Below are 23,591 nucleotides of genomic sequence, written 5' to 3'. Positions count from 1 at the left end.
ACAGTGACGGCCATGCCCGGCAAACCCGCTAGCCGTACCCGTCAGACTACTGCGGCGGGGGGTTCGCCTTGCGATAATCGGCAAGGAAGTGGTCCACCCTTTCAGTCACGGCTTTCATCGCGTCGGCGACGAATGCGTCGGGGGTTGTTAGCTCCACCATGCCATCATCCCAGGTCGTAACGCCGTAAACTCGCGTCCTCCCGCGGTCTCGGTCGATCCGCGCGTCCTCTTCAATACCAAGCTCCACGTAGAATGTTGCCGCCTGAAATCCGCGGTCAGTAAAGCCGACGACGGACACGTCGATTTCCGGGATATCGTGCGATTTCAGCCATTCATCTTTCGTCGCCAGCGACAGGCCGGCGGCCCGCAGCTGATTGGCAACCTGGTGCGTTATGGCGTCAGCAGTCAAGCCGGCTCTCGTTGCCCTTGGACTTGTGTCGGCCGTGAGACGGACCGCGGTTACCCCCTTGAGTACATTCGAACTGTCCGCTGCGACAAAGCGGCTCGGTGAGTTCGGTGCAGGTGCGTCGCTGGCGTTTCCGCCAACCAGCCCGCCACCTGTCGGGCCTCCCAACGCCGTCCCGATCGGTACTCCCCACGGAACCGCGGTCAATGCCTTTGCGCTTATCGCAAAGTTGAGCTGCTGGCCCTCCTTGTACTGGGACTGCACCATGCCGGCCACGTTGCCATACTGGTCAAACACCGGGCTGCCGCTGCTGCCGGGAGAGACGGATGCGGAGAGTTGAAGCAGCTTCCGCCCGTTTTGTGTGCGAATGGCTGAGAGCAGCCCGGAAGTGAGGGTCTGTCCGAGTCCCTCCGGCGTACCGATAACATAGAGTGGATCGCCAACGGCGCATGTGGAAGTGATATTCGACATCTTCAGTGCGTGCGCGTCCACAGAACCCTCGGGCAAAAGTATCGCGACGTCGGCGTGAGGATCGGCCGCGAGCACACGTTCCACCGGTATTGGCGCTTCGCCCTGCCGTTCCAGCTGGATTGTCTTCGCGCCGGCTACCACGTGGTAACAGGTCCAGATCATGCCGTCAACGGCAAAGCCGGTGCCCTGTTTCGTGTCGGTCTCAATGGTGTAGACGCATCCCTGCCGCAGTGCAAACACCTGGGCGGCCGTGAGTGGTTTTGCCGTGGATTGGCCGCTGGCCGCAGCTGCCGAAGCCGCCAGACATACGAGGGCAAGCGCCATTAGGCGAAGGAACGCTGTTCCGGGTTTCATTCATCGGCCTCCATCCTGCCATTCCGGCTTCGCCGTCCTGCCGAACCTGGCGCTCACCCTTACAGACCGCGCCCTGCCGAACCTCATGGGGCGGGATCCGGCGCCACGCCGAGAGCGCGGCATCCCGCGTAGAACGCCGCCACCAGAAACGCCACGGCGCCGCAGACGTCGAACGGCGGCCATTCGGCGCGCCGCATCTTTGCAAAAACCAGGAAGAGACCGAAAGCGGCCAGCGCGATACCGGCCGGCGCCAGTCTCGGCGCATACCGCAGCAGCACCCACGCGCTGCATCCGGAGCTGATCAGCACCAGGAGTCGCATCCACTCGTAGAAGCTGTAAGGATGGTACCCACCGGATGCGGAAAACAGCATTATCGCACTTGCGGCGGCAGCCAGAGCCGCTGTACCGAACGCGATCATTTCATCAGACATGCTCATTATCGGCGCCTCCCCTCTTCAACTCGCGCGCCAATTGTAAAGGCGGAAAGCGATACCGGTAGAGTCCGGCCGTAATGCGCGCTTCGCGCCTGAAGCGGTACCATACTACCAGCCGAACACTTCGCCGCCCGGAGGTTTGCCAGTGCCCGCATCCCGTTCATCCGAAGCCACCCTTGACCTTCTTGACAGCCGCCTCAACGAATGGTCGATCCTCAACCATCCGTTCTATCAGGCCTGGCAGAAGGGCGCGCTCACGCGTCAGGACGTGGCGCTCTACGCCAGCGACTACTACCACCACATCGCCGCGTTTCCCGGTCATATCTGCACGCTTGTGGATTCCGCCGGCGATGACGTGGAGCGTGATGCACTCCGCCGCAACCTGCATGAGGAGATCGACGGCGACGAGAACCACCCCGAGCTCTGGTTGCGCTTCGCGGAAGGCGCCGGCGCACCGCGGCAAGAGGTTGCCGATGCGCGGGCCGGGGCGGCATCCGCCGGGCTGACGGCCGCATTCACGGCGGCCGTGAACAGTGGATGCTTCGCCGCCGGCCTGGCCGCGCTCTATGCCTACGAGCGTCAGATGCCTGCAGTGAGCGCGACCAAGATCGATGGCTTGCTGCGGTTCTATGGTGTAACCGACGAGCGCGCGCTCCAGTACTTCCGCGTCCACCGCGACCTGGATGTGCATCATGCCGCCGAGGTGCGCGCGTTACTTCAGCGCCGGATCGAAACCGGCGATGATGCCGGCAAGGCGGGCGATGCCGCGGAATCGGTGGCTGTGGCGCTCTGGGACCTTCTTACCGCAATCGGTACGCGATGCGGCGTTGAGGGCTGCGCGGCCTAACCGTCAGCGCGCCGGGTCATCGCACAACAACGGTCTGGAACCGCCATGGGCCCAGCGGAACATGCTCCGCGCCGCTCTGGGTGCTGCATGTTCCGGTGGTTGTGCCGACCAGATTGGTCTCAACGGCAGCACGTGCGCGGCCCGGAAGGCGCACCGTGGCATACACCGCCCCCGCCCCGGTGTTGAGAAGCCGGAACTCCAACCCGCCGCCCGGGAGCTGCCGCAGCTCCGTCAATTCCGCCGCTGACGGGCTCACCGACACAAAACTGCCCTGCGGCGCCAGTCGTCCCGGATGTGGCGGCGCCAGAAGCGCGATCATCGGGTTGGTAAAGTCCGTGGCGGCATGCACACGATCGGCATTTGTAAAGCCCGGTCCGTGGGGCATCAGGGCATGGCGATATTGGGCATAGCGCGGCCAGCCATACTCCCCACTGTAGGTAGATTCCCACTCGCGCATCACCAGGTTCGATATCTCGCCCGACGGCTCCATGCGGAACCACTCCGTCCCGGAATGGAGGAGCAGCAGCCCGGCATTCTGCGAAAGCATATCCACGAAAGTGAGTGCGTGAAACTCCGATTTAGTGGTGGTACCAATCGCCAGCGGATAGTCGCGCACAATGGTCTCGGGCTTGAATGCCGGCGCAAACGAGAGCCAGTACCCCTTCCTGATCACCTTGGGGTCCACATCCGGCGCCGGCGGCGCCTGAGTCAGCAGCCGCGTGGTCACCTCTACGTAAGGATCCACAGCATCCACCGAGATGTACGTTTCGTACACGAGGCCGTTCCAGCCGAACCGCGCCTTCAGCGTGCTCCGAACAGGGCCCCTCACTACCCAGCTGACCTGTGCGTGTGTTTTGCTGCTGTCGTACTCCGCCGGCAGTCCGCTGCGAAGTGGATAGGCGGTGTTCGGTTGACCGCGAAAAACCGGGTAGCCGTTCGCGCCGGAAGCTGCCATCTGCTGCCCGGTGCGCCGGTCCACCAGACTGTCGATTGCGCCCGTCACCCGGTCCAGCCGAACCGAAACGGCCGGGTTTTCCATGCTCAACTGTGCAGTATCGGTAACGAGCCGGCTGCGCGCTTGCGGCAAATTCCGGCCGAATACGACATGAAAAACGCGGTAACCCAGCGCCGGTACGTTGGCGGCGGCAAACTCCACGCGAGCGGCGACCAACCCGCCTTCGCGATTGCGCGTCGCAGAGACCAGCTGCGTCGGCACGGCCTGTCCCTCTGCGTCGCGCACCACCACGCTCGACGCGTGGCCCGGGATCGGGTAGATGCGGCCGGTCTCCACAATCCCGGATCGTGCCCACGGTGAGCCGTTGAAAACGGTGCACGCCTCGGTCCCGGGAGCGGCACGACCGGTGTCAATCCGACGGTTGATATCGTGCAGCGACGCCGCCAGGACGCGGCCGCCCGCGGCGTTAGCTAAATCCAGAAGGTTGTAACCGAGATCGCCCCACGTAAAGTTGTGGTGATCCTCCAGGCGGTGGAGTGGCGCCATGCGGTCTTGCTGCCAGCGTGAGTATTCGCACAGACCAACGTCATGGCTCTGTGAAGCCAGCAGATGTTTCCAGCCGGTCGACAGGATGGAGGAGCGGTTCGGGCCGCCCATGGTGGAGTCGATGGCGTCGAACCGTTCCGCGTTGAGCAGTGAGTTCTCCACCTCGCGATTGTAAATGCGCAGCTGATCGCCGCCGAGGCCCCAGGTCAGCGACTTGTCCCAGTCATCCATTTTGAGTCGCACCACCGATTTGGGATGCGAGCCATACTCCTGCATGTACTGCGTCAACGTCACGTACTTCACCGGTGCGTGCGCGGCAAGATTCTTGAAGAACGGCGCGTCGCTCTTCCAGGATGGGCCCTCCGGCCGCTCCCAACCGTACTCTTCCCACACCGTAGCCAGCGGCATTCCCTGCTTACTCAGTGCTTTGAATGCGGGCGTTGCCGAGATAGCCGGCCAGTTGAGGTCCGCCTCAAAAAGGGCGTTCTTTGGCGCGGTTGGGATTTCGGTGCGGTCTTTGCCTTTCCATAAGATCGTGTCTGCGTCGACCTCGGGGATGCCGGCCTTGCCCCATGTATCCAGCTGCGAAAGGCTTGCGTACCGGTAGCCATCCGACACCAGGATCTGCGGGAGCTGCGGGTGCGAAAACTCCTCCTCGTCCAGAAAGGTGGTTGGAGCCTGGCCCAGCGCGCGTACAATGGCCGCGCGTCCATAGATCAACTGCCGGATATTCGATTCCCCGCTGAACATGGTGCCCATCGGCTGGCCGTACGTGCCGCCGATCACCTCAACCTTCCCGGCCTTCACATAGCGCGCAAAGCGCTTCACTACGTCCGGAAAGTCCTGCCGCATTCGATCCCACGCGCGTGCATCCAGATCCACACAGGTGCGCAGACCGGCGCGATCTGCCAACTGCATCGCGTCCTGCAGAGAGAGTACGTCCGATTCAATCCCAAGCTGCCAGCCGATACCGGTATAGCTCCAGTGGTTGCAGATGGATACGCACAACTTTGGCGGGGCCGGCGCCCTCCTGTTACCGTGAGGGGCCGCTGCCGAGCCGGCCGCCAGCACCATGCAGGCTGCCGGCACGAGAGCAAGGCGATGGATCCACCGGCATGAGGGCAAAACGGTCATTTCGGTTCCTTTCACGACTCGGTACCGATCTCAATTAGCTGGCTAGCGGGCAATCACCTGCGGACCACCTCTTTCGGCGAATCTACGCCCGCCAACGCGATGTGGCACTGCGGCTCCGACCCGGAAGTGACGCCGGGATTCCATGCGACAGCCTGCGTGTGCGTGGTGATCGATGCCGCCCCCGGGATGCTCGAACGGGAGTTTCAATGCCTGCGGAGAGCAGTGAAGTATCTCACACCTGGATTGTGGTATCCTGACCAACGCAAGCGGGGTATTGCGGGCCCGCGCATAGTTGGCCGGAACCTCCATACCGGTTCGAGCGACGCAACAGACAAAGAACGGTACCACCACGATGTCACATCGAGCTTTGTACGGGCCCATCGCACTCGTTGGCCTGGTTTTGGCGCTGCCGTCGCGCGCGCAGTACAATGCAGCGGTGCTGCCGATGCCGCAGCCGTTCACGGGTGCGCATGCTTACGCGGCAAGCGAGGGGCAGCAGGCTGGCGCCTTCGTTTACGGCTACGGTCGGGCCGTTTTGTGGAACGCTGTGGTGGGAAGCGCCGTCAACCTGGATCCCGGCCAGTTTGGCTCCCTTGCGCTTGCTGCCGGGCCGGGTTCTCAGGCAGGCGTGAACTACGTTACGGTCATTCAGATTGGTTCCGGCCGCAGCGGGCGGTCTGTGCCGCTGCCGCATGCTGCGCTCTGGCACGGCAGCGACGCGAACATGAAGGACCTGAACCCATCCGGCGCCTACCAGTCTGCGGTAAACGCGCTCTCCGGCAGCTTCCAGGTTGGCTGGGCGGCGCCGCCGCCGTACTATTCGGCGCCTTACGCCTGCCTGTGGAGCGGCACCGCCGCATCGGCCGTGAACCTGAACCCGGCCGGCTACCTCGAATCGGCGGCAGAGGGAGTCGATGGCGGCGTCCAGGTCGGCTGGGCTATGACCAGCGCGGCTGTCGAACACGCGATGTTGTGGAAAGGCACCGCGGCCGGCGCCGTGGATCTGGAGCCTAATCTGACCTCCGCCATGGGCAGCGACGCCGTGACTGTGGATGCCGCGCGCAACCAGCAGGCCGGCTTCGTTACAGTCGGCACGTCGGGGTCGTACTACAACCATGCGTACCTGTGGAGTGGCTCCGCCGCCAGCGCCGTAGATATGAATCCGGCCGGCCTGGGGTCGTCACAAGTGACGGCAATGCGCGACGGCGTCGAGGTTGGGTTTGGAGCCGTGCTGTACGGCCAGAGCCAGGCGCTTCTGTGGCGCGGGACGGCTGCAAGCGCGGTGGACCTGCAGGCGTTTCTACCGGCAGGGGTGACGTCGTCCGTCGCAACCAGCATCGACGAGAACGGCGTTATTGCCGGCACCGCGACGTTCGGCACCTACAATCCCGTCACGCTCGGCGTGGTCTGGCTGCCAGCCTCTCAGGCTCGCGTCGTGATGACGCAGAATCCTGCGGCGAGCGCAGCCGGATGGACCACCGCCGCAACGAACGTGCACATCTATTCGCCGTTCCGAACTCTCACCTCCCAGATCCACTACCGCGTCAATGGCGGCGCCCTCCAGAATGCGACGGGGACCCAGCTCCTCCTCGCTTACCCGCGTGGCGGCACCTACCAGATCGAGGCGTATGCCACGAACGGAAACGGCGCAACAACGCCGACCGAGGCCTACACCGCGAACGTGGATCTAACGCCGCCCACGACCTCGATGACATTCGCCAACCCAACCGTGACACTCACCGCGGCCGATGCAAACAGCGGAGTGGCGGCCACGTACTACACGCTGGATGGTGGCGGCCAGTTCACATACACGCAGGCGTTCACGGTTGCGAACATCACACACACGCTGGTGTACTGGAGCGTGGATCGGGCAGGGAACGTGGAGAGCAAGCACAGCGCCACGCTAGCCGCGGTTGCGCCAACCCTCACGGCAATATCGCCGTCCGAAGTCCTCTCCGGCAACTCCGCGTTGACGGTGACGATTACCGGCACGGGCTTCAACTCCACCTCCGTGGCGTGCTGGAACGGTTCGCCGCGCGTCACCAGCCGCATCAGCTCGACCACGGTTCTGGCCGCAATTCTGGCCGCCGATCTGGCGACACCAGGCACGTACACCGTACACGTGACGAATCCCGCGCCGGGTACGGGCACCACGGCCAACGCGGTGTTCACCGTGGCGCAGCGGGCAACAGCTACCGGGACGGCTGCGAACGTCGGCGAGGCCGGCGACACGTCGTTCGACATCAGCCCCGTGGCAACCTACACCGGATTCACGCTCACAGGCGCCACGATTCACGTCACAACCAGCAGCCGCACCGTTTATGAGGACGGTTCGGGAGGCGGGATCTCGTCGTCCCAGTTCTTTGACATCCTGGCGAACGGGCAGTCGGTAAGCGTTATCGGAACGTACGATGCATCCAGCCAAACTCTAAGCGCCTGGTTTGCACAGCTGTACTAGCGGTTACAACGCCGGCCGCAGATTGGCTGCGTGCGGGTAGACCTGGGCGCGTGCCCACGATTGGAACCGGCGACGCGGCCGCCTGCGCCGCGCACCGCGAAGGCGTCAACCACTCCGGCCGCCTGACATGCCCGGCGTTGCGGGCCGCAGCCGGGCCCATGCCGTGAACCGTTACGGCAGCTCGCGCTTCCCCGACCGGCATCCACGCTCGCCTTCCCGCCCGGTATGCTCTATGGTCAGGCGGTCAACAAGATGATAGAGGAGCCTGCAGCGTGAAGTTTACCGACGGATACTGGATGATGCGAAAGGGCGTACGAGCGTTCTATCCGTCGCACGTACAGCAGATCGATCGAACTGCAAAAACCGTTACCGTTCATGCCGCCACCAAAGCCATCCGGCATCCCGGTGACACACTGGATGGACCGATGCTCTCCATCACGCTCTCCGCGCCGATTGAGGGCGTCATCGGGGTGCGCGTTTGCCATTTCACGGGTGGCGCCGTGCGAGAGCCGCGAATCACGCTCAACCATGACGGCGGCAGCCCCGAAATCGCCGTCAAAGATGAGTCGATCACCTTTACGGCAGGATCTCTCTCGGCGGAGATTGGACGGACGGCCTTCCACCTGGCATTTCGCGCGGGCGGGCAGCCATTGACCGCCAGCTCGCCCCGCGGAATGGCCATGATGCAGCTGGACGGCGATGAGAACTGGATGGTGGAGAACCTGGACCTCGAGGTAGGTGAAACGGTCTATGGCCTGGGCGAGCGGTTTGCCGCCTTTGTGAAGAACGGCCAGAGTATTGAGATTTGGAACCGCGATGGTGGCACAGGCAGCGATCAGGCCTACAAAAATGTTCCGTTCTACATCACCAGTCGCGGCTACGGTGTTTATGTTCACTCCGCCAGGCGCGTCGAGTTCGAGGTCGCATCTGAAAAGGTATCGCGCGTGCAGTTCAGCCAATCCGGCGAGGCGCTTGAGTACTACGTGATCCACGGGCCGGAGCCACGGCAGGTGCTGGATCGCTACACGCAGCTGACGGGTCGGCCCGCTCTGCCGCCGGCATGGTCGTTTGGTCTCTGGCTTTCCACCTCATTCACAACCGATTACAGTGAGGAGACGGTCACATCGTTCATACAGGGCATGGAGGAGCGCGATCTGCCTCTCTCCGTATTTCACTTCGATTGCTTCTGGATGCGGCCGTTTCGCTGGTGTGATTTTGAGTGGAACCCCGAAACGTTTCCCGAACCGGCAGCAATGCTGCGTCGCCTGCACGAACGTGGACTCAAAGTGTGCGTGTGGATCAATCCGTACATCGCCCAGCTCTCGCCACTGTTCGCCGAGGCGCGCGACGCCGGGTTCCTGGTGAAGCGGCCGGACGGTTCGGTGTGGCAGTGGGATATGTGGCAGGCCGGTATGGGCATTGTGGATTTCACCAATCCTGAGGCCTGCCGGTGGTTCACCGGCAAACTCGACGCTCTGATGGAGCTGGGCGTCGATTGCTTCAAAACCGACTTCGGCGAGCGGATACCCACCGAAGTGGTGTGGCACGATGGCTCCGACCCGGAAGCGATGCACAACTACTACGCGCAGCTCTACAACCGTGTGGTATTCGAAGCCATTGCGGCGCGGCGTGGCGCCGGTAATGCCGTGTTGTTTGCTCGATCCGCTTCCGCCGGTGGCCAGATGTATCCGGTCCACTGGGGCGGTGACTGTTACTCCAGCTTTCCGTCCATGGCGGAAAGCCTCCGCGGTGGCCTATCGCTTGGTCTTAGCGGCTTCGGATTCTGGAGCCACGATATCGGTGGCTTTGAGGGAATGCCGCCGGTCGATGTCTACAAGCGGTGGCTGGCGTTTGGCCTGCTGTCCTCGCACAGCCGTCTTCACGGCAGTTCCAGCTACCGGGTGCCGTGGCTGTTCGACGAGGAGGCCGTGGAGGTACTGCGCAGCTTCACCCGCCTCAAGTGCCACCTGATGCCCTACCTGTACGCCATGGCCGTTCAGGCTTCCAGGATCGGCACACCGATGATGCGTGCGATGTTTCTGGAGTTTCCTAACGATCCGGCGTGCCGTTACCTGGATCGGCAGTACATGCTGGGCGATTCACTGCTGGTCGCCCCGGTGTTCTCGCCCGATGGTATGGTGGAGTTCTATCTTCCGGAAGGAACCTGGACCCGGCTGCTGACTTCGGAAACCGTACACGGCGGCCGCTGGCTGCGCGAAACCCACGGCGTGATGAGCCTGCCGCTCTTCGTGCGTCAGAACACGCTGCTGGCCGTTGGCGCCCGCGATGATCGTGCCGATTACGACTTTGCCGCAGGAGTAACGCTGCGGCTCTATGCGCTTCAGGATTCGGCAGCGGCCTCGGCCGAGATTCCAGCAGTCGACGGCACGCCGGCGCTTGCGATAACGGCTCAGCGCCGAGGCTCCGCGATCGAAGTGAGCGCGGATCGTGACGGCGCGTGGACGCTGGAGCTGCCGGGCAAAAGCCACGTCCGGAGTGTTTCGGGCGGGTCGGCTTCCACGCTTGCCGCCGGCATCCGCGTGACGCCCGAAGCCGGCGCAGCCAAACTGGTTATCCAGCTCGACGCCTGAGCGCCGGCGCATTGGTGCGGGAGTCTAGTGTGCGCGGTCGCCCCGACGTACGGATCCGGCGTGCGCCCTAATCACGAGGATCCCGCCGGGGGGTACGCTGAATGCTGCCGGCCAGCCGGTGATGGCTCGCGTCGAAATCTGTGCCGGATGCAGCGGGTTGTACGCCTTCAGAACGATGTGGCTTCGCCCAACCGTCCCGGCGCCCGATACCGTGACGCGCGCCCCTGGCGCGCCGGTCCGGTTCAGCAACACGACGCCGATCGAGCCATCCGCGTGGCTCACCGCAAATGCCACCACGTTGTCCGAGCTGGAAGCAGCGCTTACAAACGTATCACCAGGCTGCGCAAAGTCGTGGAAAAGCTGCAGCCCGTACCAGGGCGGAAACGGCGTGTTTGGCCGCGGTTCGGTGAACGTCGCGGCCCTGCTGCCATTGGAGAGTATTCCCTGATCGTCGTAATAGCCGTCGCGCGTGGCATGGGCGCCGTTATGAAGGTCCCACCAATCCACATGCGCCGCTCCACTCGATAGCCAGGCGGCAAACTCATCTGCCGCGTACCAGGCTCCGGGCGGTCGGGTGTTCCAGCCGCTGGCGTCACCCTCTGTCATCCATATCCCGATTCGCCCGGCGTTTGCACCGCAGTAGCGGCTGATCTCCTGCTTCAGCTGAGCCACCATCGCGGGGATCGCGTCCGGTGCATGCTCCAGGCTGTCGGTCGTGCGGCCGTTTGGATACCAGTGAACCACCACGAAGTCGATTTTGGCGCCGCACTGCTCCAGAACATGCTTGTTCCACCGTGGCCGCTGTCCGTCGGGCCAGTTGCCCGGCGTCGTCAGCACGGCGCCGACCTTGATGCCGGGGTCCACCGCTTTCATCGCATCCGAGTAGGCGGCGACATTCCTGCCATATTCGTCGGGACCCAGCAGCGGATTCTTCAAACGTGTGGCAGAAGCCGGCGCGTGCAGATCGGCCTCCCATCCATGTCCGTTGTAGAAGCCGTTGCCGTAGACCTCGTTGCCAACCTCCCAGTACTTGATGCCGTACTTCCGCGTGACGTTGGCATAACGCACCCACGCCGCTGCTTCGCTGGGGTCGCCGCCACCGGTACCGGCAGCGTTCGTCCCGTAGTTCAACGTGATCAGCGGAGAAGCGCCGCACCGCCGCGCGAACGCCGCGAAGTGGTCAAAATCCAGACCGGGCTGAATGGTGGCGCGCATGCCGGCCGTGGCGGTGTTGGTCTTCCAGTGGTAGATATCGGCGTACGACCCGCCGGGATAGCGGATGACGCCGAAGCCATCGGCCACGATGTGGGCTGCTGCCGCCGGATCGAGCCCGAACTTGTCCCACACCGCAACGGCAATGCCCATCGCTTCCGGCTGCATCACGGCAAGCCGTCTGGAGCCATCCACCGTTACCTGAACCGGCGCCTCCTGCGCGAGCGCAGGAATAGACGCGACGCAAAGCGTCAGCGCGGAGGCCACCCAAATCCGGCTGACCCGGCAGTTCAGCTTAAGGGCCACGGTGCAAACCCTCCCCGATGCAATTGATCGTTCAATCGTACCCGATTCCTGCAGCGAAGGTAAAATCGGACGATGGACCAAATCGCCGAATTCAGTCACCTCTTCGATTACGACGCGTGGGCCAACCGCCGCTGGCTGGATGCGCTTGCCGACAAAGGCTGGCCGGAGCCGGATCGCGCCGTGTTCACGCATATTCTTGCGGCATCGGATATCTGGCTGCAGCGCGTCAACGGCGCGTCACCAGCCGAGATGCCAACGCCCGAGCCGAGCGCTGCTACTATTGCGACGCTGAGCCGCGAGTGGAAGGTTGCGCTGAAGCATCGCCCTGGGGACTTGATGGTCTTCTACAAGCGTACTACGGGCGAACCGCTTCACCTGCCGCTCAGCGCCATCGTGCGCCACCTCCTCAATCACGGAACGTACCACCGTGGTGAGCTCCGCGGCTTATGCCGAAGCCGCGGTGACGACGCCTTTCCGGAAACCGATTACGCTCTCTTCGAAATCTCGATCGGCGCGGCTGAGTAGCCGCCGCTCACCAGCGCGACAAGGAGTGTGTGCCATTCCCCAACTGTTCGAATCTCTCAAACTACGCGATGTAACGCTTCGAAACCGCATCGCCGTTTCGCCGATGTGCCAGTACTCCAGTGAAGATGGCTTCGCTACGGAATGGCATCTGGTCCATCTTGGCAGCCGGGCCGTCGGCGGAGCCGGTCTCGTGTTTACCGAGGCGACCGCCGTGGAACCCCTCGGCAGGATCAGCCCGAACGACCTCGGTATCTATCACGATGAGCACTGCGAGATGCTCTCGCGAATCACTTCGTTCATCCATGGCCAGGGTGCAGCCGCGGGCATACAGCTCGCTCATGCTGGGCGCAAGGCCGGTACCGCCAGCCCATGGGCGGGTGGCGAGCCGATAGCGCCGGAGGTGTTGGGCTGGGGGCCGATCGCAGGCCCATCTGCCATTCCGTTCGCCGAGGGCTATCAGACGCCCGAGCCGCTCGATTCAGCCGGTATCGCGCGCGTTTGCCGGGCGTTCGCCGACGCTGCAGCCAGGGCGCTTACGGCCGGGTTTGATGTGGTGGAAATCCACTCGGCGCACGGTTACCTGCTGCACGAGTTTCTCTCGCCGCTCAGTAACCACCGCAGCGACGATTACGGCGGCAGCCTGGAGAATCGCGCGCGCCTGGTTCGCGAAGTCATCGGTTCCGTGCGATCGGTATGGCCCGAGCGGCTGCCGCTGTTTGTTCGCTTCTCCGTGACCGATTGGGTGGAAGGCGGCTGGACCGTAGCGGAGTGCATCGAGGTCGCGCGATCCCTTACGGCGCTGGGTGTCGATCTCGTCGACTGCTCCTCCGGAGCCAATACGCCGAGTGCCAACATCCCGGTGGGCCCAGGCTACCAGACCGGATTTGCCGCCCGTATCCGCGCTGAGGCCGGCATAGCCACCGGAGCTGTGGGCATGATTACCTCACCGGTTCAGGCAGATACCATCATTCGAACGGGTCAGGCCGATCTGGTGCTCCTTGCACGTGAAATGCTGCGCGATCCCTACTGGCCCGGCCGCGCCGCGCGGGAGCTGCGGCAGGAGCAGCACTCGCCAAAGCAGTACCTCCGGGCCTGGTAACCCGGGCGCCGCGCAAAGCTTTGCAGCGCTGCAAGTAGGATGCGATTCAGCGGCGGCACACGCCGCTGCCGGCGAGCCGTTGACCCATGTCCTCGTCTGTCAACAATCTCACCCTCAGCCCAACGAGGTGAGCATACGCTCGGATGCCTCTTCCAGTAAGCCGGCATGGCGATCGTTAATCGAGGCGCCAGCCGCTAAGTGATCCGTCAAAGCCTGATGTGATTCTACAGGTGCACCTCCAGATCACCCCAGCAAGTCTGCAGGTAGTCGATCTGGCCATCGTGGGCTTCGAGATGCCGCGCCGGAACGGTCAGGAAGAACTTGAAGGGCGTCTGGCCCTGCGGCGAATCGACCATTGCGCCGACCTGCTCCGGCTTTACGGTGTCGAGGGCCGCCAGCGTCTCTGCAATACCCTGTCGGAGCATCGCCTCCGCTTCCTCCAATGTGGTGACGCTCTCAATCGAAGCCTGTACCCTGCCGCGGAACTCCTCAACCGTACATGGGAACTTGCCTTCACGGATGATCCAGGCGAACGCGCCACTGTACCCGGCGCAGTGCGCCGCAACCTGCATGGCGGACTTGGCCGTGGGCGTCGGGCTCCAGTTCAGCTTATCCGCCGGCACGAAGCTGAGACCGTGGAGAAAGCCCTCCATGGCCGCTGTAGCGCGCTCCTTGCATATCGCGACAAAGATATCCACCGCGTCCTCCTGTTTTGACTTTACGTAACAAGAGCCTACTCGGGCTTATGCGGTCCAATCGACGCCCGGGGGCGGGTCAAGCCTACTGGCCATCGGGTGGCTGCCAGAGCTCAATCTTGTTTCCTTCCGGATCCATCACCCAGCCGAATATCCCGAACTCCGATTCCTCCACTTCGTCGAACACATGACAGCCCTCTTCACGAAGCAGCGTTAGAAGGCCGTGAAGGTCCGCAACGCGGTAGTTGACCATGAAGGCGGCCCGGCTTGGCGCAAAGGAGGAACCATCGCCGATGGACCAGGCGGTTGTGCCATTTGCAGGAGCGCCATCCGCGTCGACCCAGTGGAAGGCCGTGCCGCCCCAATCCTGCACATCTATGCCGAGATGGGCCTTGTACCACGCGCACAACTTCTCGGGGTCGCTAGCCTTGATGAAGATTCCACCGATACCCGTAACGCGCCTCATAAGCTACCTTTTGACTTGGCTCCGATCTCCCAGGTTCCGACGGTGGAGTATACCGCCTGCAGCCGCTTGTGAACTTGCACGCGAATCGTAAGCGAATGTGGCGATAACGCGTTCGGCAACGTCGATGCTCTGCTGCTGCTGGTCGGAGATGGGGTTGCGTCGCATACGCCACATACGTCACATACGACTTACATGTCCCAGGTCTCGAACGCTTACGCGTCGATGCCGAGTGCCGCGAACAATGTACGCTTTGGCGGCATCCGTGGCGCCAGCATTCTCCAACGCAGCAGCCGTCTCTACGGTATGCGCCTTGCAACTCGAAACCGGCCCGCCCAGTCAGCCGTATAGGCGCATGTTTGGTCACGCTCGGCACACCGTAGTTCGCTTCACGCCGGCTCACAAAGGTCCATTCATGAAGGTACGAAATATGCTGGCTGCGGCCAGCTTGTTGCTGCTGTTACCCGGCTGCGCCATTCACGATCTGATTCGCACGTTCGCTGGCCCCTCGGTCAAAGGATCCGGAAAGCTTGCAACGCAGTCGCGGAGCGTCTCCGCGTTTCACGCCGTCAATATCGCCGGCGTCGGCAGGCTCATCCTCACGCAGGCCCATCGCAATTCCGTTTCGATCACCGCCGATGGCAACCTTCAGCCCTACCTCAGCGCCCAGGTGCGCGGCGGCGTGCTCTACCTGGCCTCAAAACCCCGGACGCGGTTCATCACCAAACACGCCATCCTGTACGAAGTCAGCGCCACAAAGCTGGATGGCCTCACGGCAACCGGCGCCGTGGAGGTAATCGGGAGCAATGTGGTTGGGAAAACGCTCCAGGTACAGATGGACGGCGCCTGCAAGATGTGGCTGCAGGGAAGCGTTCCCGTTACTGACGTCAACCTCGCGGGCGCGTGCAAGTACGATGGCTCGCGTCTCGGATCCGATACGGCCACTGTAAGCGTCAGCGGGGCGGGCGACGCGACCGTGGATGCATCGAAAACACTGAATGCCAGCGTGGCGGGAGTCGGCAAAATCAGATACATTGGTAACCCCACCGTCCACAGCTCGATAACCGGGATCGGTGAGGTGAAGCACCTTTAAGGCGCGTCGAACCGCCGGTCAACTCACCCACGCACCAACAGCAGCGGCAGAACTCCCAACAGCGCCAGGCATCCCAGCAGCGCGGCGCTGGTCCTTCCGGTCTCCCGGTCGGCAAGTACGGCGGCATACACGCCCTTCACCATGTTGTTACTTGCAGCCGCCACCACAATGGCGCCGGCCGCAAGCGCCAGTGGGGTGGCGTGGCCGGCGGATTGCGTCAGGCTCATGATGAACGGATCCACGTCGGTAACGCCCATAACTCCGGCCAGGCTGTAAAGCGCGGTGCCCCCGCCGTGCGTCACTACCAGCTGGGTAATCACCAACATCGCCACAAATATGCCGGCAAACAGGAACGCGGTGCCTATCTGGAGCGGATTTGGCCGCTGTGCCGTGGTCGCACTGCCGGGCCGTGTATGAGGATCTGTGCGGGCGGTCAGCCAGCCGGCCACGACGCCAACGGCAGCCAGTATCAGAAACGGCGCCACCAGCAGGTGGAACAGTCCGGCATTGAAGAAAAGCAGAAGTAGTGCAAGGCGCACGTACATCACGCCGGAGGCCATCGTGATGGCGCCGGCGTAGAGGCGCGGCGCGTGGGCCGCTGTGGAAGCCTTGCCAAGCGCTACGGTCGTCGCCGTGGAGGAGTAGGCTCCGCCGAGCATGCCGGCCACCAGCACGCCGCCGCTGCCACGCAGAACCATCTGCAGCAGGTAACTGGCATACGAGATTCCGCTTACGGCAACCACAACCAGCCACACCTTGAACGGATTGATCTGCATGGCGCCAAACGCATGATTCGGCACCACGGGAAGAATGACGGCAGTCAGCAATAGAAACCGTGCCGCGCTCGACACCTCTGCGGGTGGGAATCGTTTGGTAAGCGCATCTACGCGTACCCGCAACTCAAGCAGCACCAGCGAAAGCACACCGATGGAGACGGCGATCCAGACCAGATCGCGCGAGACGAGAACGCCAAGTACATACACCAGCAGACCGGTCATCTCCGACGTCACGCCCGCGTCTTGAGTAACCGCCAGCTTATGGAAGTAGGCGATGCCCATAAACACGGCCATCGCAGCAAGACCAAGCCCGACAGCCATTGGCGAGTCGTTGGTCGCTCGCGCAATGCCGTAACCCAGGAGACCGATCAGCGGCAGCGTCCGGATACCGCCGTACGTGTAGTGGGTGGAAGTGGTCTTGTGCTCCTCGCGCTCAAGGCCTATCAGCAGCGACAGAAACAGAACCACCAGAATGTGAACCGCATCTGCCGGAAACCACTGCGAACTCAACGCGGAGCCACCGTAAATGAAATGGCGCCGGGGCCAGCCGCCGTCTTATCGCAGAGCGCGGGCGGCCGGCAGCCGGTTTCACGCAACATGAGCGCTCGGTTCGATCCCGGTTCTGGCCTTGCTCGCGGCCTCCCATCCACCGGCGAGGTTCAGGACCTCCCGGCGGCCGGCCCGCAAGAGCAGTGAGCACGCGATGGACGAACGATATCCGGTGCCGCACATCAGGGCCAGCGGAGCCGGCGGCAGCTCGTCGATTCGTTCAACCAGTTCCGGCAGTGGTATGTGCAAAGCCCCTTCAAGGTGGCCGGCGTCGTACTCTTCCCGCGACCTCACGTCTACAACCACGGTGCGTCTCGGCATAAGTGGCGTGTCGGCAGGCAGCTGCGGTACGGCGGCCTGCTCTCCGCCCGCTGCGTTCCATGCCGCCATGCCACCCTCCAGGTACCCGGCGATGTTCTCATAGCCCACCCGGGCAAGGCGCATAATCGCCTCGTGCTCGGCGCCAACCTCCGCCACAACCAGAATACGCTCCTCGGGGCGCGCTACTCGCCCTACCCATGGAGCGAATGTACCCTCCAGCTGCACATGCAGCGCGCCCGGAATGTGCGCGCTCCCGAAATCGGCCACCGAGCGAACGTCCAGTACCAGCACACCCGACTCGGATAGCTCCTCGACCTCAGCCGGCGAGAGCGGGACGGCGCCGGCAGTCGCTTCCGCCAGTGGCGCGGCACCTTCGCGATTGCGCTGGGCGTCGTAGCCGAAGTAGCCTGGGGCCGCAGATAGCCCTTCGGTGTGATACTGTACAAAACCCTCCTCATCGCCATCCAGCACGTACCTCAACGCCGGATTCAGCGCTTTTTCGCGCCCAATGGTCGATGCCCGGTCATTTGAAAGCGCTTTGCCGCACGAGGATCCAGCGCCGTGTGCAGGCCAGACCTCAGCGGCGTCGGGCAGCGTGAGAATGGAATCGCGCAGCGAAGCAAACATCAGGCGGGCCATCTGCTCGGCAGAGTAGCCGCGGCTGCCGGCCAGGTCGGGTCGGCCAACATCACCGATGAACAGCGTGTCGCCCGTGAATATCAGTCGCGGATTGTCGTCACCGGCCACGGTAACCAGAGCGATCACGCTTTCCGGCGTGTGTCCCGGTGTTGTCCGGAACGTCAACGAGACATCCCCAAGCTCGATGCGCATTTCATTCGTAATCGGGATATGCGGAAACGTCGCGCCGGCGCGATCGCCGATCAGAATCTGCGCCCCGGTCCTTCGCGCAAGCTCAACGTGACCGGAAACAAAATCGGCGTGCAGGTGCGTTTCAATTACAAACCGGATCGTAAGGCCCGCCCGTTCCGCATCTGCGATGTACTCGTCTACATCACGCCGCGGATCGATCACCGCTGCGGGGCCGCCCTCGGCTCCGATCATATACGAAGCATGCGCCAGACATCCCAGGTAGTACGGTTTGAAGTACATTGCCTTTAGCTCCATATCTTCGGTCGGGCCATCGATGCCGCGCCACATTATGCACTGCCGTGCCGGGTACTGCAAACCGGTACAATGCTTCGCGGAAAGAAGCGGAGCGATTCTGCGACCGGGGCAGCCGTGGAGATCCGACTGAGAAAACGGCAGCATGGCGCTACAAGTATCGCCTGCCGCCGTGACGATGGCTCAATAACCTGGCAGCGTTCCGTTAGCTACTTTGCCCGGCACGACCTGTTGCACGTTGCAGTGGAAAGCGTGCTCGGCTTCCGGAACGCCTTCTTCGGCATGGTTGCCGCCGGCAGAGATATCAACGACTTCGGCACGGTCGATGCACAAACCGGTCGCAAGGAGTCGCTTCCGCTGGAGGCTTATTGGGCAGAGCACATCGTGGGCATTCTGCAACTCGACGATGCGCGGCGCGAACGAATGCCGTTTGTAGAATGCCAGCAACTGGTGCGCGCCGGCTTGACCGCTCAGGACTTGCCAATGCCGGAAGGCTTTACCGAGGGCGCGCTGTTCGGAGTACGTGAACAGTTCGCAGCACTCGATGCGCAATGGTGCGCGCTGCTGAGCGGCGAAACACTCTCTGTAGCGTTTCCAGTTTGTCTACCGCAGACCGAAACTGGTCCCACCGCTGATCGATAACAACTGCGCGCCGGCGGATCGCTCTGGTGAGCGATGAATTACGTCTACACCGGCCTTTCGAATGGAGATTTAGCGGTGGTCGCTGTCTAAAGCCCGCGCGATCCCGGGCCGTCGTCGCGCCGCTGATCGCCATTGTGCCCTATGCGAGGATCCTCCCCGCAGCCGGTGCGGGGCCCTCAAGTACCAAACCCGGCCCTGCCAAACAACAGCCGAATGACCACGAAGATGGCCAACGCTCCGAACAGCCAGCTCGACATAGGTGGATTGCTCCTCCTTAACGTACCGGCGCGATCTCAAAAAGCTCTTGTGCCAAATCGCGCACTGCGCCGGTTGTGGTAAACTTTCGCCTGCCAATACACATCTATTACGACGGACAACACCAGCGTATTTGCAGGAGCGACGATATTATGGCCACGCGTACGAAGAAAGCAACCACGGCAGGCGATACGGCGGTAGCCGAACCCGGGGAGAACGGGCACGCCGTTAACTACCGGATGACCGCCAACTACCGTGTGGGCGATAAGCTTTTCCACCCGGTTCTTGCCGCGGATGGCGTTGTGAAAAGTGTGGAGTTCGGACCCCGCCGGATGCAGGTGGCAGACGCTCGGTTCGATGCCGTAGGCGACGACGCAACCCCTACGTACATCATTGTCGATTTCGGCGATCAGGGCGTCAAAAAGCTGGCATGCAACGTACCGCTGGATGAAACCCCGGAGGAGTACGACCGCAAGCATTACGGCTATCTGAGAGTGCTGCAGCACGACGCATCGGCAGCCAAGCCAAAGCGCACATCCACGCGTAAGCCAAAGGTTGCGAATGAGGTCGCCGCTGCCGACGCTCCGGCCCCGGTGGCGGAAGAGGCGCCTGAGCCGGCCGCCGAGTCGGAAAACGAAGCATCCGAGGCGCCGAAGGCCCGCAAGACGCGAGCCAAAAAAGCAGCGGAATAACCGCTCAGCGCCGGGAACCGTGCGCATCTCGTTGAGCGTCCTGGGCGGCTGCCGTTCGGCAGCCGCCCGCTTTCATTGCAGCGCCAGGCTGCAACCGCACCGGCGCAAGTCATCCAACTATCTGGTACGACGCACCATGGACCGGCCCACCGAAACTCGACGGAAAAAGCTTGGCGCCGCGCGCCACCTGTCCGCCGTGGCCCCGTTGGCGCTGATTGCAGCTGCCTTTACCGCTCCAGCCGCCGCGCCGCAGTCGGCGCCCGCCGCTAGCGGGACATTCCGCAACTTCATTCTTCCAAAGGTCCAGCGGTACTGCGTACCCTGCCACAGCGGCATGAATCCGCCAGCCGGCATCGACCTCAGCCGGTTTCAATCAGCAGCAGAGGTAAAGGCGCGCCCCGGTTTTTGGCGCCGGGTCCTTTCGCAGTTGCGTGCCGGATCCATGCCGCCGACCGGGTCGCCCGCGCCAACCCCTCAGGAGCGTGACCAGCTGGCCGGATGGGTCCAGCGCGTTATACCCGTCGCGCAGCTCACCGATGCCCCGGCCGATCCCGGCTATGTTCTGATCCACCGTCTCAGTCGCGAGGAGTACAACAATACGATCCGCGACCTGCTCGGCGTGGATACGCATCCCGCCGACAGCTTTCCCGCCGATGGCGGTGGCGGCGGTGGCTTCGATAACGATGCTGAGACTCTCTTTGTACCGCCGATTCTGATGGAGCGATACCTGCAGGCCGCCTCGCAATCGCTGAGCGCCGCCGATCCGCATTTGCTTTTTGGCAGCTCTACGGGACACGCGAATCCCAAGGCGGAGGCACAGGCGGTCCTGCGGCACTTCGCCTCCCTTGCCTACCGGCGGCCCGTCCGTCCGGGAGAGCTCGCCCGCTTGATGCAAGTGTTTACCGCGGCATTCCACCGCGGCCTTTCCTGGCGCAAGTCGGTAGTGGCCGGCCTGACGGCCGTGCTTGTTTCGCCAAACTTTTTGTTCCGCGTTGAGCCGACGCTGCCGGAACATGGCGCATACCGCCTGAACGATTACGAACTGGCCAGCCGGCTTTCGTACTTCCTCTGGTCCTCGATGCCCGATGCCGAACTCTTCCGCCTCGCGGCCGCCAACCGTTTGCACCAGCCGGCTACTCTCCAGGCACAGATAGATCGCATGCTGGCAAGCCGAAAGTCGCGGGCGCTCGGCGCCAACTTCGCCGGCGAGTGGCTTCGGGTGCGAGATTTGGGCACGGTCGCGCAGCCCGATCCGGGCATGTTCCCGCAGTTCACGCCACAACTGCGCAGCGACATGATCGCCGAGGCAGTGGACTTCAGCAACCACGTGCTGCGACGCGATGCCAGCCTGCTCGACTTTATTGGATGCGGATACACCTATCTCAATCAGGACATGGCGCAGCTCTACGGCGTACACGGCGTGCGCGGCGCTCAATTCCGCCGTGTAGCGCTGGCCGATGGCACGCGCGGTGGCGTCATCACGATGGCCGGAGTGCTTGCGGTTACTTCATATCCACTCCGCACCAGCCCGGTTCTGCGTGGCAAATGGGTGCTGGAACAGATGCTCGGCGCCAAAATCCCACCGCCGCCACCGAATGCCGGTGGCCTTCCTGCCACCGACGCGCCGCTGAACGGCCTTTCGCTCCGGCAGCGGCTCGAGGAGCACCGGAAGCGGCCCGAATGCGCCTCGTGCCACAACAAGATGGACCCGATCGGCTTTGGACTTGAGAACTTCGATCCCATCGGGCGCTGGCGCACGCAGATAGGCGGTCAGCCGATCGACAACTCCGGCGTGCTCGCGGGTGGTGAGAAGTTTGCGGGGCCGCAGCAGCTGAAAACACTGCTGCTCAGTCAGAAGGCAGAGTTCGTTCGAAACATGGCCAGGCGGATGCTGGCGTACGCGCTTGGTCGCGGTCTGCAGCGATACGATAGGGCGGCGGTGAACCAGATCGTTCAGCGCGTTCAGGAGGGCGGATACCGAAGTGGGGCGTTGATACGGGCCATTGTGGAGAGCGTGCCGTTTCAATTCCGCACCTCTAACGAACAGCCGCCGGCGGTTGCGGACGGGCAGAACAGCCATGCAAAACCTTGAAATAGAAGGATCCGGGCGGCCGTACGGCGAATGCGGCACGGGAGTCGATGGCTTTCAGGCGACGAAATGAGGCACGTTGAGTAACGCGAATCTAACTGGGCACACGCGGCCGATCTCGCGGCGAACGGCGCTGAAGGGACTCGGCGTCACGATGTTCCTGCCATTGCTGGAGGCGATGGCGCCGGGCGGCGCAAGCGCAGCCTCACGCGCAGTTAGCAGCCCCGTGCGTTTCGCCGCGCTCTATATGCCGAACGGAGTGGATCCTGCCGCGTGGACGCCGGTTGGATCCGGCGCCACGTGGCAGCTTTCGGAAATCCTCGCTCCGCTCAGTGGCCTGCAGCGCGATCTGCTCGTCTTCACTGAGTTGATGAATCGATATAGTATTGATGGCGACGGGCATTACGCCAAGGTTGCGCCATTCCTCACCGGCACGCACATTACGAAAACCACCGGCAGCGACCTCCGGTGCGGTGGAGTCTCGCTGGATCAGGAGCTGGCACAGCATCTCGGTAACCTGACGCCTCTGCCATCGATTGAGCTCAGTATTGAACCCGTGACCACGGGCGTGGATACCAACGTGGGATACACGCGTCTCTATGGGTCGCACATCTCCTGGAGCAGCCCGACCACTCCGGTAACACGCGAAATCGATCCGCAGCAGGCATTCAACCGGCTGTTTCGCAGTCCTGTATCGGAGGCGTCGCCCGCTCGCGAAGCGGTGGATTCCAGCGTATTGGATGCCGTAGCTCACGATGCGGCCGCGCTGCGCAAGCGGATTGGAACGGCGGATCGCGCCAAGTTGGATGAGTATTTTGAGGCCGTCCGAGCCGTGGAGCGGAGAATTGCATTCGATGCCGCCAGGCGAAAGGGCGAGGTGCTTGACGACACACTCGCTCGACAGGCTGTGCAGAAGCTGGGGACCGAGATCTACAGCTATTACCATGATGCCGACCTGATCCGGCGCCGAGGCATCGACCACACCGGCCAGGTCCGTCTCATGCTCGAGATCATGACACTGGCTTTCTGGACCGATTCCACGCGGATTGCTACGTTTATGTTCGCCAACGAGGTGAGTGACCGCAACTTTTCATTTTTGCCCGGCGTCAGCGGCGGACACCACCAGATTTCTCACCACGGCGGCGACGCTCGAAAGTTGGCCGAATACCGCCGCATCAACACATGGCACATTGAGCAGTATGCCTGGATGCTCAATCGAATGAAGCAGATACGAGAGGGCGACGGCACGCTATTGGATAATGCCATGGTCCTGTTCGGCGGCGGCATGCGCGATGGCAACGCCCACAGTCCATATAACCTGCCCATTCTGCTAGCGGGTCGGGCCGGCGGCAGCCTTGCCCCAGGCCGCCATCTCGTTTACGGCAAGAACACGCCGCTGTGCGATCTTTACCGCGGAGTGAGCAATCGTATGGGCGTGCCGGTCCAGCAGTTTGGCAACAGCGATGGTGAGCTTCCGGGCTTGAGCGACGCGGCATTCGCCGGCGCCGGATCGGCGTGACACAGGCCGAGGTCCAAGTTGTTCCGTAAGGTACAGC

The 23,591-nt window shown here is 62.9% G+C and carries 18 protein-coding genes; 10 read left to right on the top strand and 8 right to left on the bottom strand.

The features are described 5' to 3' along the window. Positions 1-46: 46 nt before the first annotated feature. Positions 47-1,231, bottom strand: a complete 1,185-nt coding sequence (locus tag KGJ62_01400; protein ID MDE2125227.1) for a trypsin-like peptidase domain-containing protein — start codon at positions 1,229-1,231, stop codon at positions 47-49. An 83-nt stretch (positions 1,232-1,314) separates the two neighbouring features. Continuing rightward, positions 1,315-1,668, bottom strand: coding sequence for a hypothetical protein (locus KGJ62_01395; GenBank protein MDE2125226.1), 354 nt, complete (start codon positions 1,666-1,668; stop codon positions 1,315-1,317). A 142-nt stretch (positions 1,669-1,810) separates the two neighbouring features. Here KGJ62_01395 and KGJ62_01390 point away from each other — a divergent pair, with 142 nt between their 5' ends. Continuing rightward, entirely contained in the window at positions 1,811-2,512 is a 702-nt protein-coding gene (locus KGJ62_01390; GenBank protein MDE2125225.1) for a CADD family putative folate metabolism protein, read from the top strand. Positions 2,513-2,528: 16 nt separating this feature from the next. Here KGJ62_01390 and KGJ62_01385 read toward each other — a convergent pair whose 3' ends face one another. Next, on the bottom strand, positions 2,529-5,147 hold the full coding sequence (locus KGJ62_01385; GenBank protein ID MDE2125224.1) for a hypothetical protein: 2,619 nt from the start codon (positions 5,145-5,147) through the stop codon (positions 2,529-2,531). A 352-nt stretch (positions 5,148-5,499) separates the two neighbouring features. On the opposite strand from KGJ62_01385, the gene KGJ62_01380 reads away from it, so the two are divergent. Together KGJ62_01380 and yicI are read left to right on the top strand one after the other, a co-directional pair. Next, the gene (locus tag KGJ62_01380) at positions 5,500-7,605 is read left to right on the top strand and encodes an IPT/TIG domain-containing protein (protein ID MDE2125223.1); all 2,106 of its coding nucleotides are present in this window, start codon (positions 5,500-5,502) and stop codon (positions 7,603-7,605) included. Between the two features lie 272 nt (positions 7,606-7,877). Continuing rightward, positions 7,878-10,196 carry an alpha-xylosidase gene (gene yicI / locus KGJ62_01375; protein MDE2125222.1) on the top strand — a complete coding sequence of 773 codons (2,319 nt, stop codon included), beginning with the start codon at positions 7,878-7,880 and terminating at the stop codon, positions 10,194-10,196. Positions 10,197-10,220: 24 nt separating this feature from the next. Here yicI and KGJ62_01370 read toward each other — a convergent pair whose 3' ends face one another. Next, a complete protein-coding gene (locus KGJ62_01370; GenBank protein ID MDE2125221.1) occupies positions 10,221-11,714 on the bottom strand; it encodes a hypothetical protein in 1,494 nt (497 codons plus the stop codon). Positions 11,715-11,786: 72 nt separating this feature from the next. Between KGJ62_01370 and KGJ62_01365 the strand changes: the two genes are divergently transcribed. After that, entirely contained in the window at positions 11,787-12,239 is a 453-nt protein-coding gene (locus tag KGJ62_01365; protein MDE2125220.1) for a hypothetical protein, read from the top strand. 34 nt (positions 12,240-12,273) lie between these two features. Beyond that, the gene (locus KGJ62_01360) at positions 12,274-13,338 is read left to right on the top strand and encodes an NADH:flavin oxidoreductase/NADH oxidase (GenBank protein ID MDE2125219.1); all 1,065 of its coding nucleotides are present in this window, start codon (positions 12,274-12,276) and stop codon (positions 13,336-13,338) included. 224 nt (positions 13,339-13,562) lie between these two features. Here the strand turns inward: KGJ62_01360 and KGJ62_01355 are convergent, their stop codons facing one another. Next, positions 13,563-14,036: a DinB family protein gene (locus tag KGJ62_01355; GenBank protein MDE2125218.1), complete on the bottom strand. Its 474-nt coding sequence runs from the start codon at positions 14,034-14,036 to the stop codon at positions 13,563-13,565. A gap of 82 nt (positions 14,037-14,118) precedes the next feature. Continuing rightward, positions 14,119-14,499 (bottom strand): VOC family protein, encoded by a 381-nt coding sequence (locus tag KGJ62_01350; protein MDE2125217.1) that lies wholly within the window; start codon positions 14,497-14,499, stop codon positions 14,119-14,121. Positions 14,500-14,911: 412 nt separating this feature from the next. On the opposite strand from KGJ62_01350, the gene KGJ62_01345 reads away from it, so the two are divergent. After that, a complete protein-coding gene (locus tag KGJ62_01345) occupies positions 14,912-15,589 on the top strand; it encodes a DUF2807 domain-containing protein (GenBank protein ID MDE2125216.1) in 678 nt (225 codons plus the stop codon). A 23-nt stretch (positions 15,590-15,612) separates the two neighbouring features. Here KGJ62_01345 and KGJ62_01340 read toward each other — a convergent pair whose 3' ends face one another. Then, positions 15,613-16,875, bottom strand: coding sequence for a DUF4010 domain-containing protein (locus KGJ62_01340; GenBank protein MDE2125215.1), 1,263 nt, complete (start codon positions 16,873-16,875; stop codon positions 15,613-15,615). 78 nt (positions 16,876-16,953) lie between these two features. Further along, positions 16,954-18,393: an MBL fold metallo-hydrolase gene (locus KGJ62_01335; protein MDE2125214.1), complete on the bottom strand. Its 1,440-nt coding sequence runs from the start codon at positions 18,391-18,393 to the stop codon at positions 16,954-16,956. A gap of 36 nt (positions 18,394-18,429) precedes the next feature. Between KGJ62_01335 and KGJ62_01330 the strand changes: the two genes are divergently transcribed. The 4 genes from KGJ62_01330 to KGJ62_01315 all read left to right on the top strand — a co-directional run bounded on the left by KGJ62_01330 (position 18,430) and on the right by KGJ62_01315 (position 23,554). Continuing rightward, positions 18,430-18,999, top strand: coding sequence for a hypothetical protein (locus KGJ62_01330; GenBank protein ID MDE2125213.1), 570 nt, complete (start codon positions 18,430-18,432; stop codon positions 18,997-18,999). Between the two features lie 407 nt (positions 19,000-19,406). Next, entirely contained in the window at positions 19,407-19,946 is a 540-nt protein-coding gene (locus tag KGJ62_01325; protein ID MDE2125212.1) for a hypothetical protein, read from the top strand. Between the two features lie 31 nt (positions 19,947-19,977). Then, positions 19,978-22,038 carry a DUF1592 domain-containing protein gene (locus tag KGJ62_01320; GenBank protein MDE2125211.1) on the top strand — a complete coding sequence of 687 codons (2,061 nt, stop codon included), beginning with the start codon at positions 19,978-19,980 and terminating at the stop codon, positions 22,036-22,038. 151 nt (positions 22,039-22,189) lie between these two features. After that, positions 22,190-23,554: a DUF1552 domain-containing protein gene (locus tag KGJ62_01315; GenBank protein ID MDE2125210.1), complete on the top strand. Its 1,365-nt coding sequence runs from the start codon at positions 22,190-22,192 to the stop codon at positions 23,552-23,554. Positions 23,555-23,591 lie beyond the last annotated feature (37 nt).

This window comes from Armatimonadota bacterium, assembly GCA_028871815.1.
Lineage (GTDB): Bacteria > Armatimonadota > Chthonomonadetes > Chthonomonadales > Chthonomonadaceae > REEB205.
This window is presented reverse-complemented; position numbering and strand designations above follow the sequence as displayed.

What these genes read in the sequence shown, in the direction of transcription:
- KGJ62_01325 (MDE2125212.1), top strand. Translation starts at nt 19,407, where the DNA reads ATGGCCACGCGTACGAAGAAAGCAACCACGGCAGGCGATACGGCGGTA.
- KGJ62_01345 (MDE2125216.1), top strand. Translation starts at nt 14,912, where the DNA reads ATGAAGGTACGAAATATGCTGGCTGCGGCCAGCTTGTTGCTGCTGTTA.
- KGJ62_01350 (MDE2125217.1), bottom strand. Translation starts at nt 14,499, where the DNA reads ATGAGGCGCGTTACGGGTATCGGTGGAATCTTCATCAAGGCTAGCGAC.
- KGJ62_01365 (MDE2125220.1), top strand. Translation starts at nt 11,787, where the DNA reads ATGGACCAAATCGCCGAATTCAGTCACCTCTTCGATTACGACGCGTGG.
- KGJ62_01380 (MDE2125223.1), top strand. Translation starts at nt 5,500, where the DNA reads ATGTCACATCGAGCTTTGTACGGGCCCATCGCACTCGTTGGCCTGGTT.
- KGJ62_01335 (MDE2125214.1), bottom strand. Translation starts at nt 18,393, where the DNA reads ATGTGGCGCGGCATCGATGGCCCGACCGAAGATATGGAGCTAAAGGCA.
- KGJ62_01395 (MDE2125226.1), bottom strand. Translation starts at nt 1,668, where the DNA reads ATGAGCATGTCTGATGAAATGATCGCGTTCGGTACAGCGGCTCTGGCT.
- KGJ62_01315 (MDE2125210.1), top strand. Translation starts at nt 22,190, where the DNA reads ATGTTCCTGCCATTGCTGGAGGCGATGGCGCCGGGCGGCGCAAGCGCA.
- KGJ62_01400 (MDE2125227.1), bottom strand. Translation starts at nt 1,231, where the DNA reads ATGAAACCCGGAACAGCGTTCCTTCGCCTAATGGCGCTTGCCCTCGTA.
- KGJ62_01330 (MDE2125213.1), top strand. Translation starts at nt 18,430, where the DNA reads ATGCTTCGCGGAAAGAAGCGGAGCGATTCTGCGACCGGGGCAGCCGTG.
- KGJ62_01385 (MDE2125224.1), bottom strand. Translation starts at nt 5,147, where the DNA reads ATGACCGTTTTGCCCTCATGCCGGTGGATCCATCGCCTTGCTCTCGTG.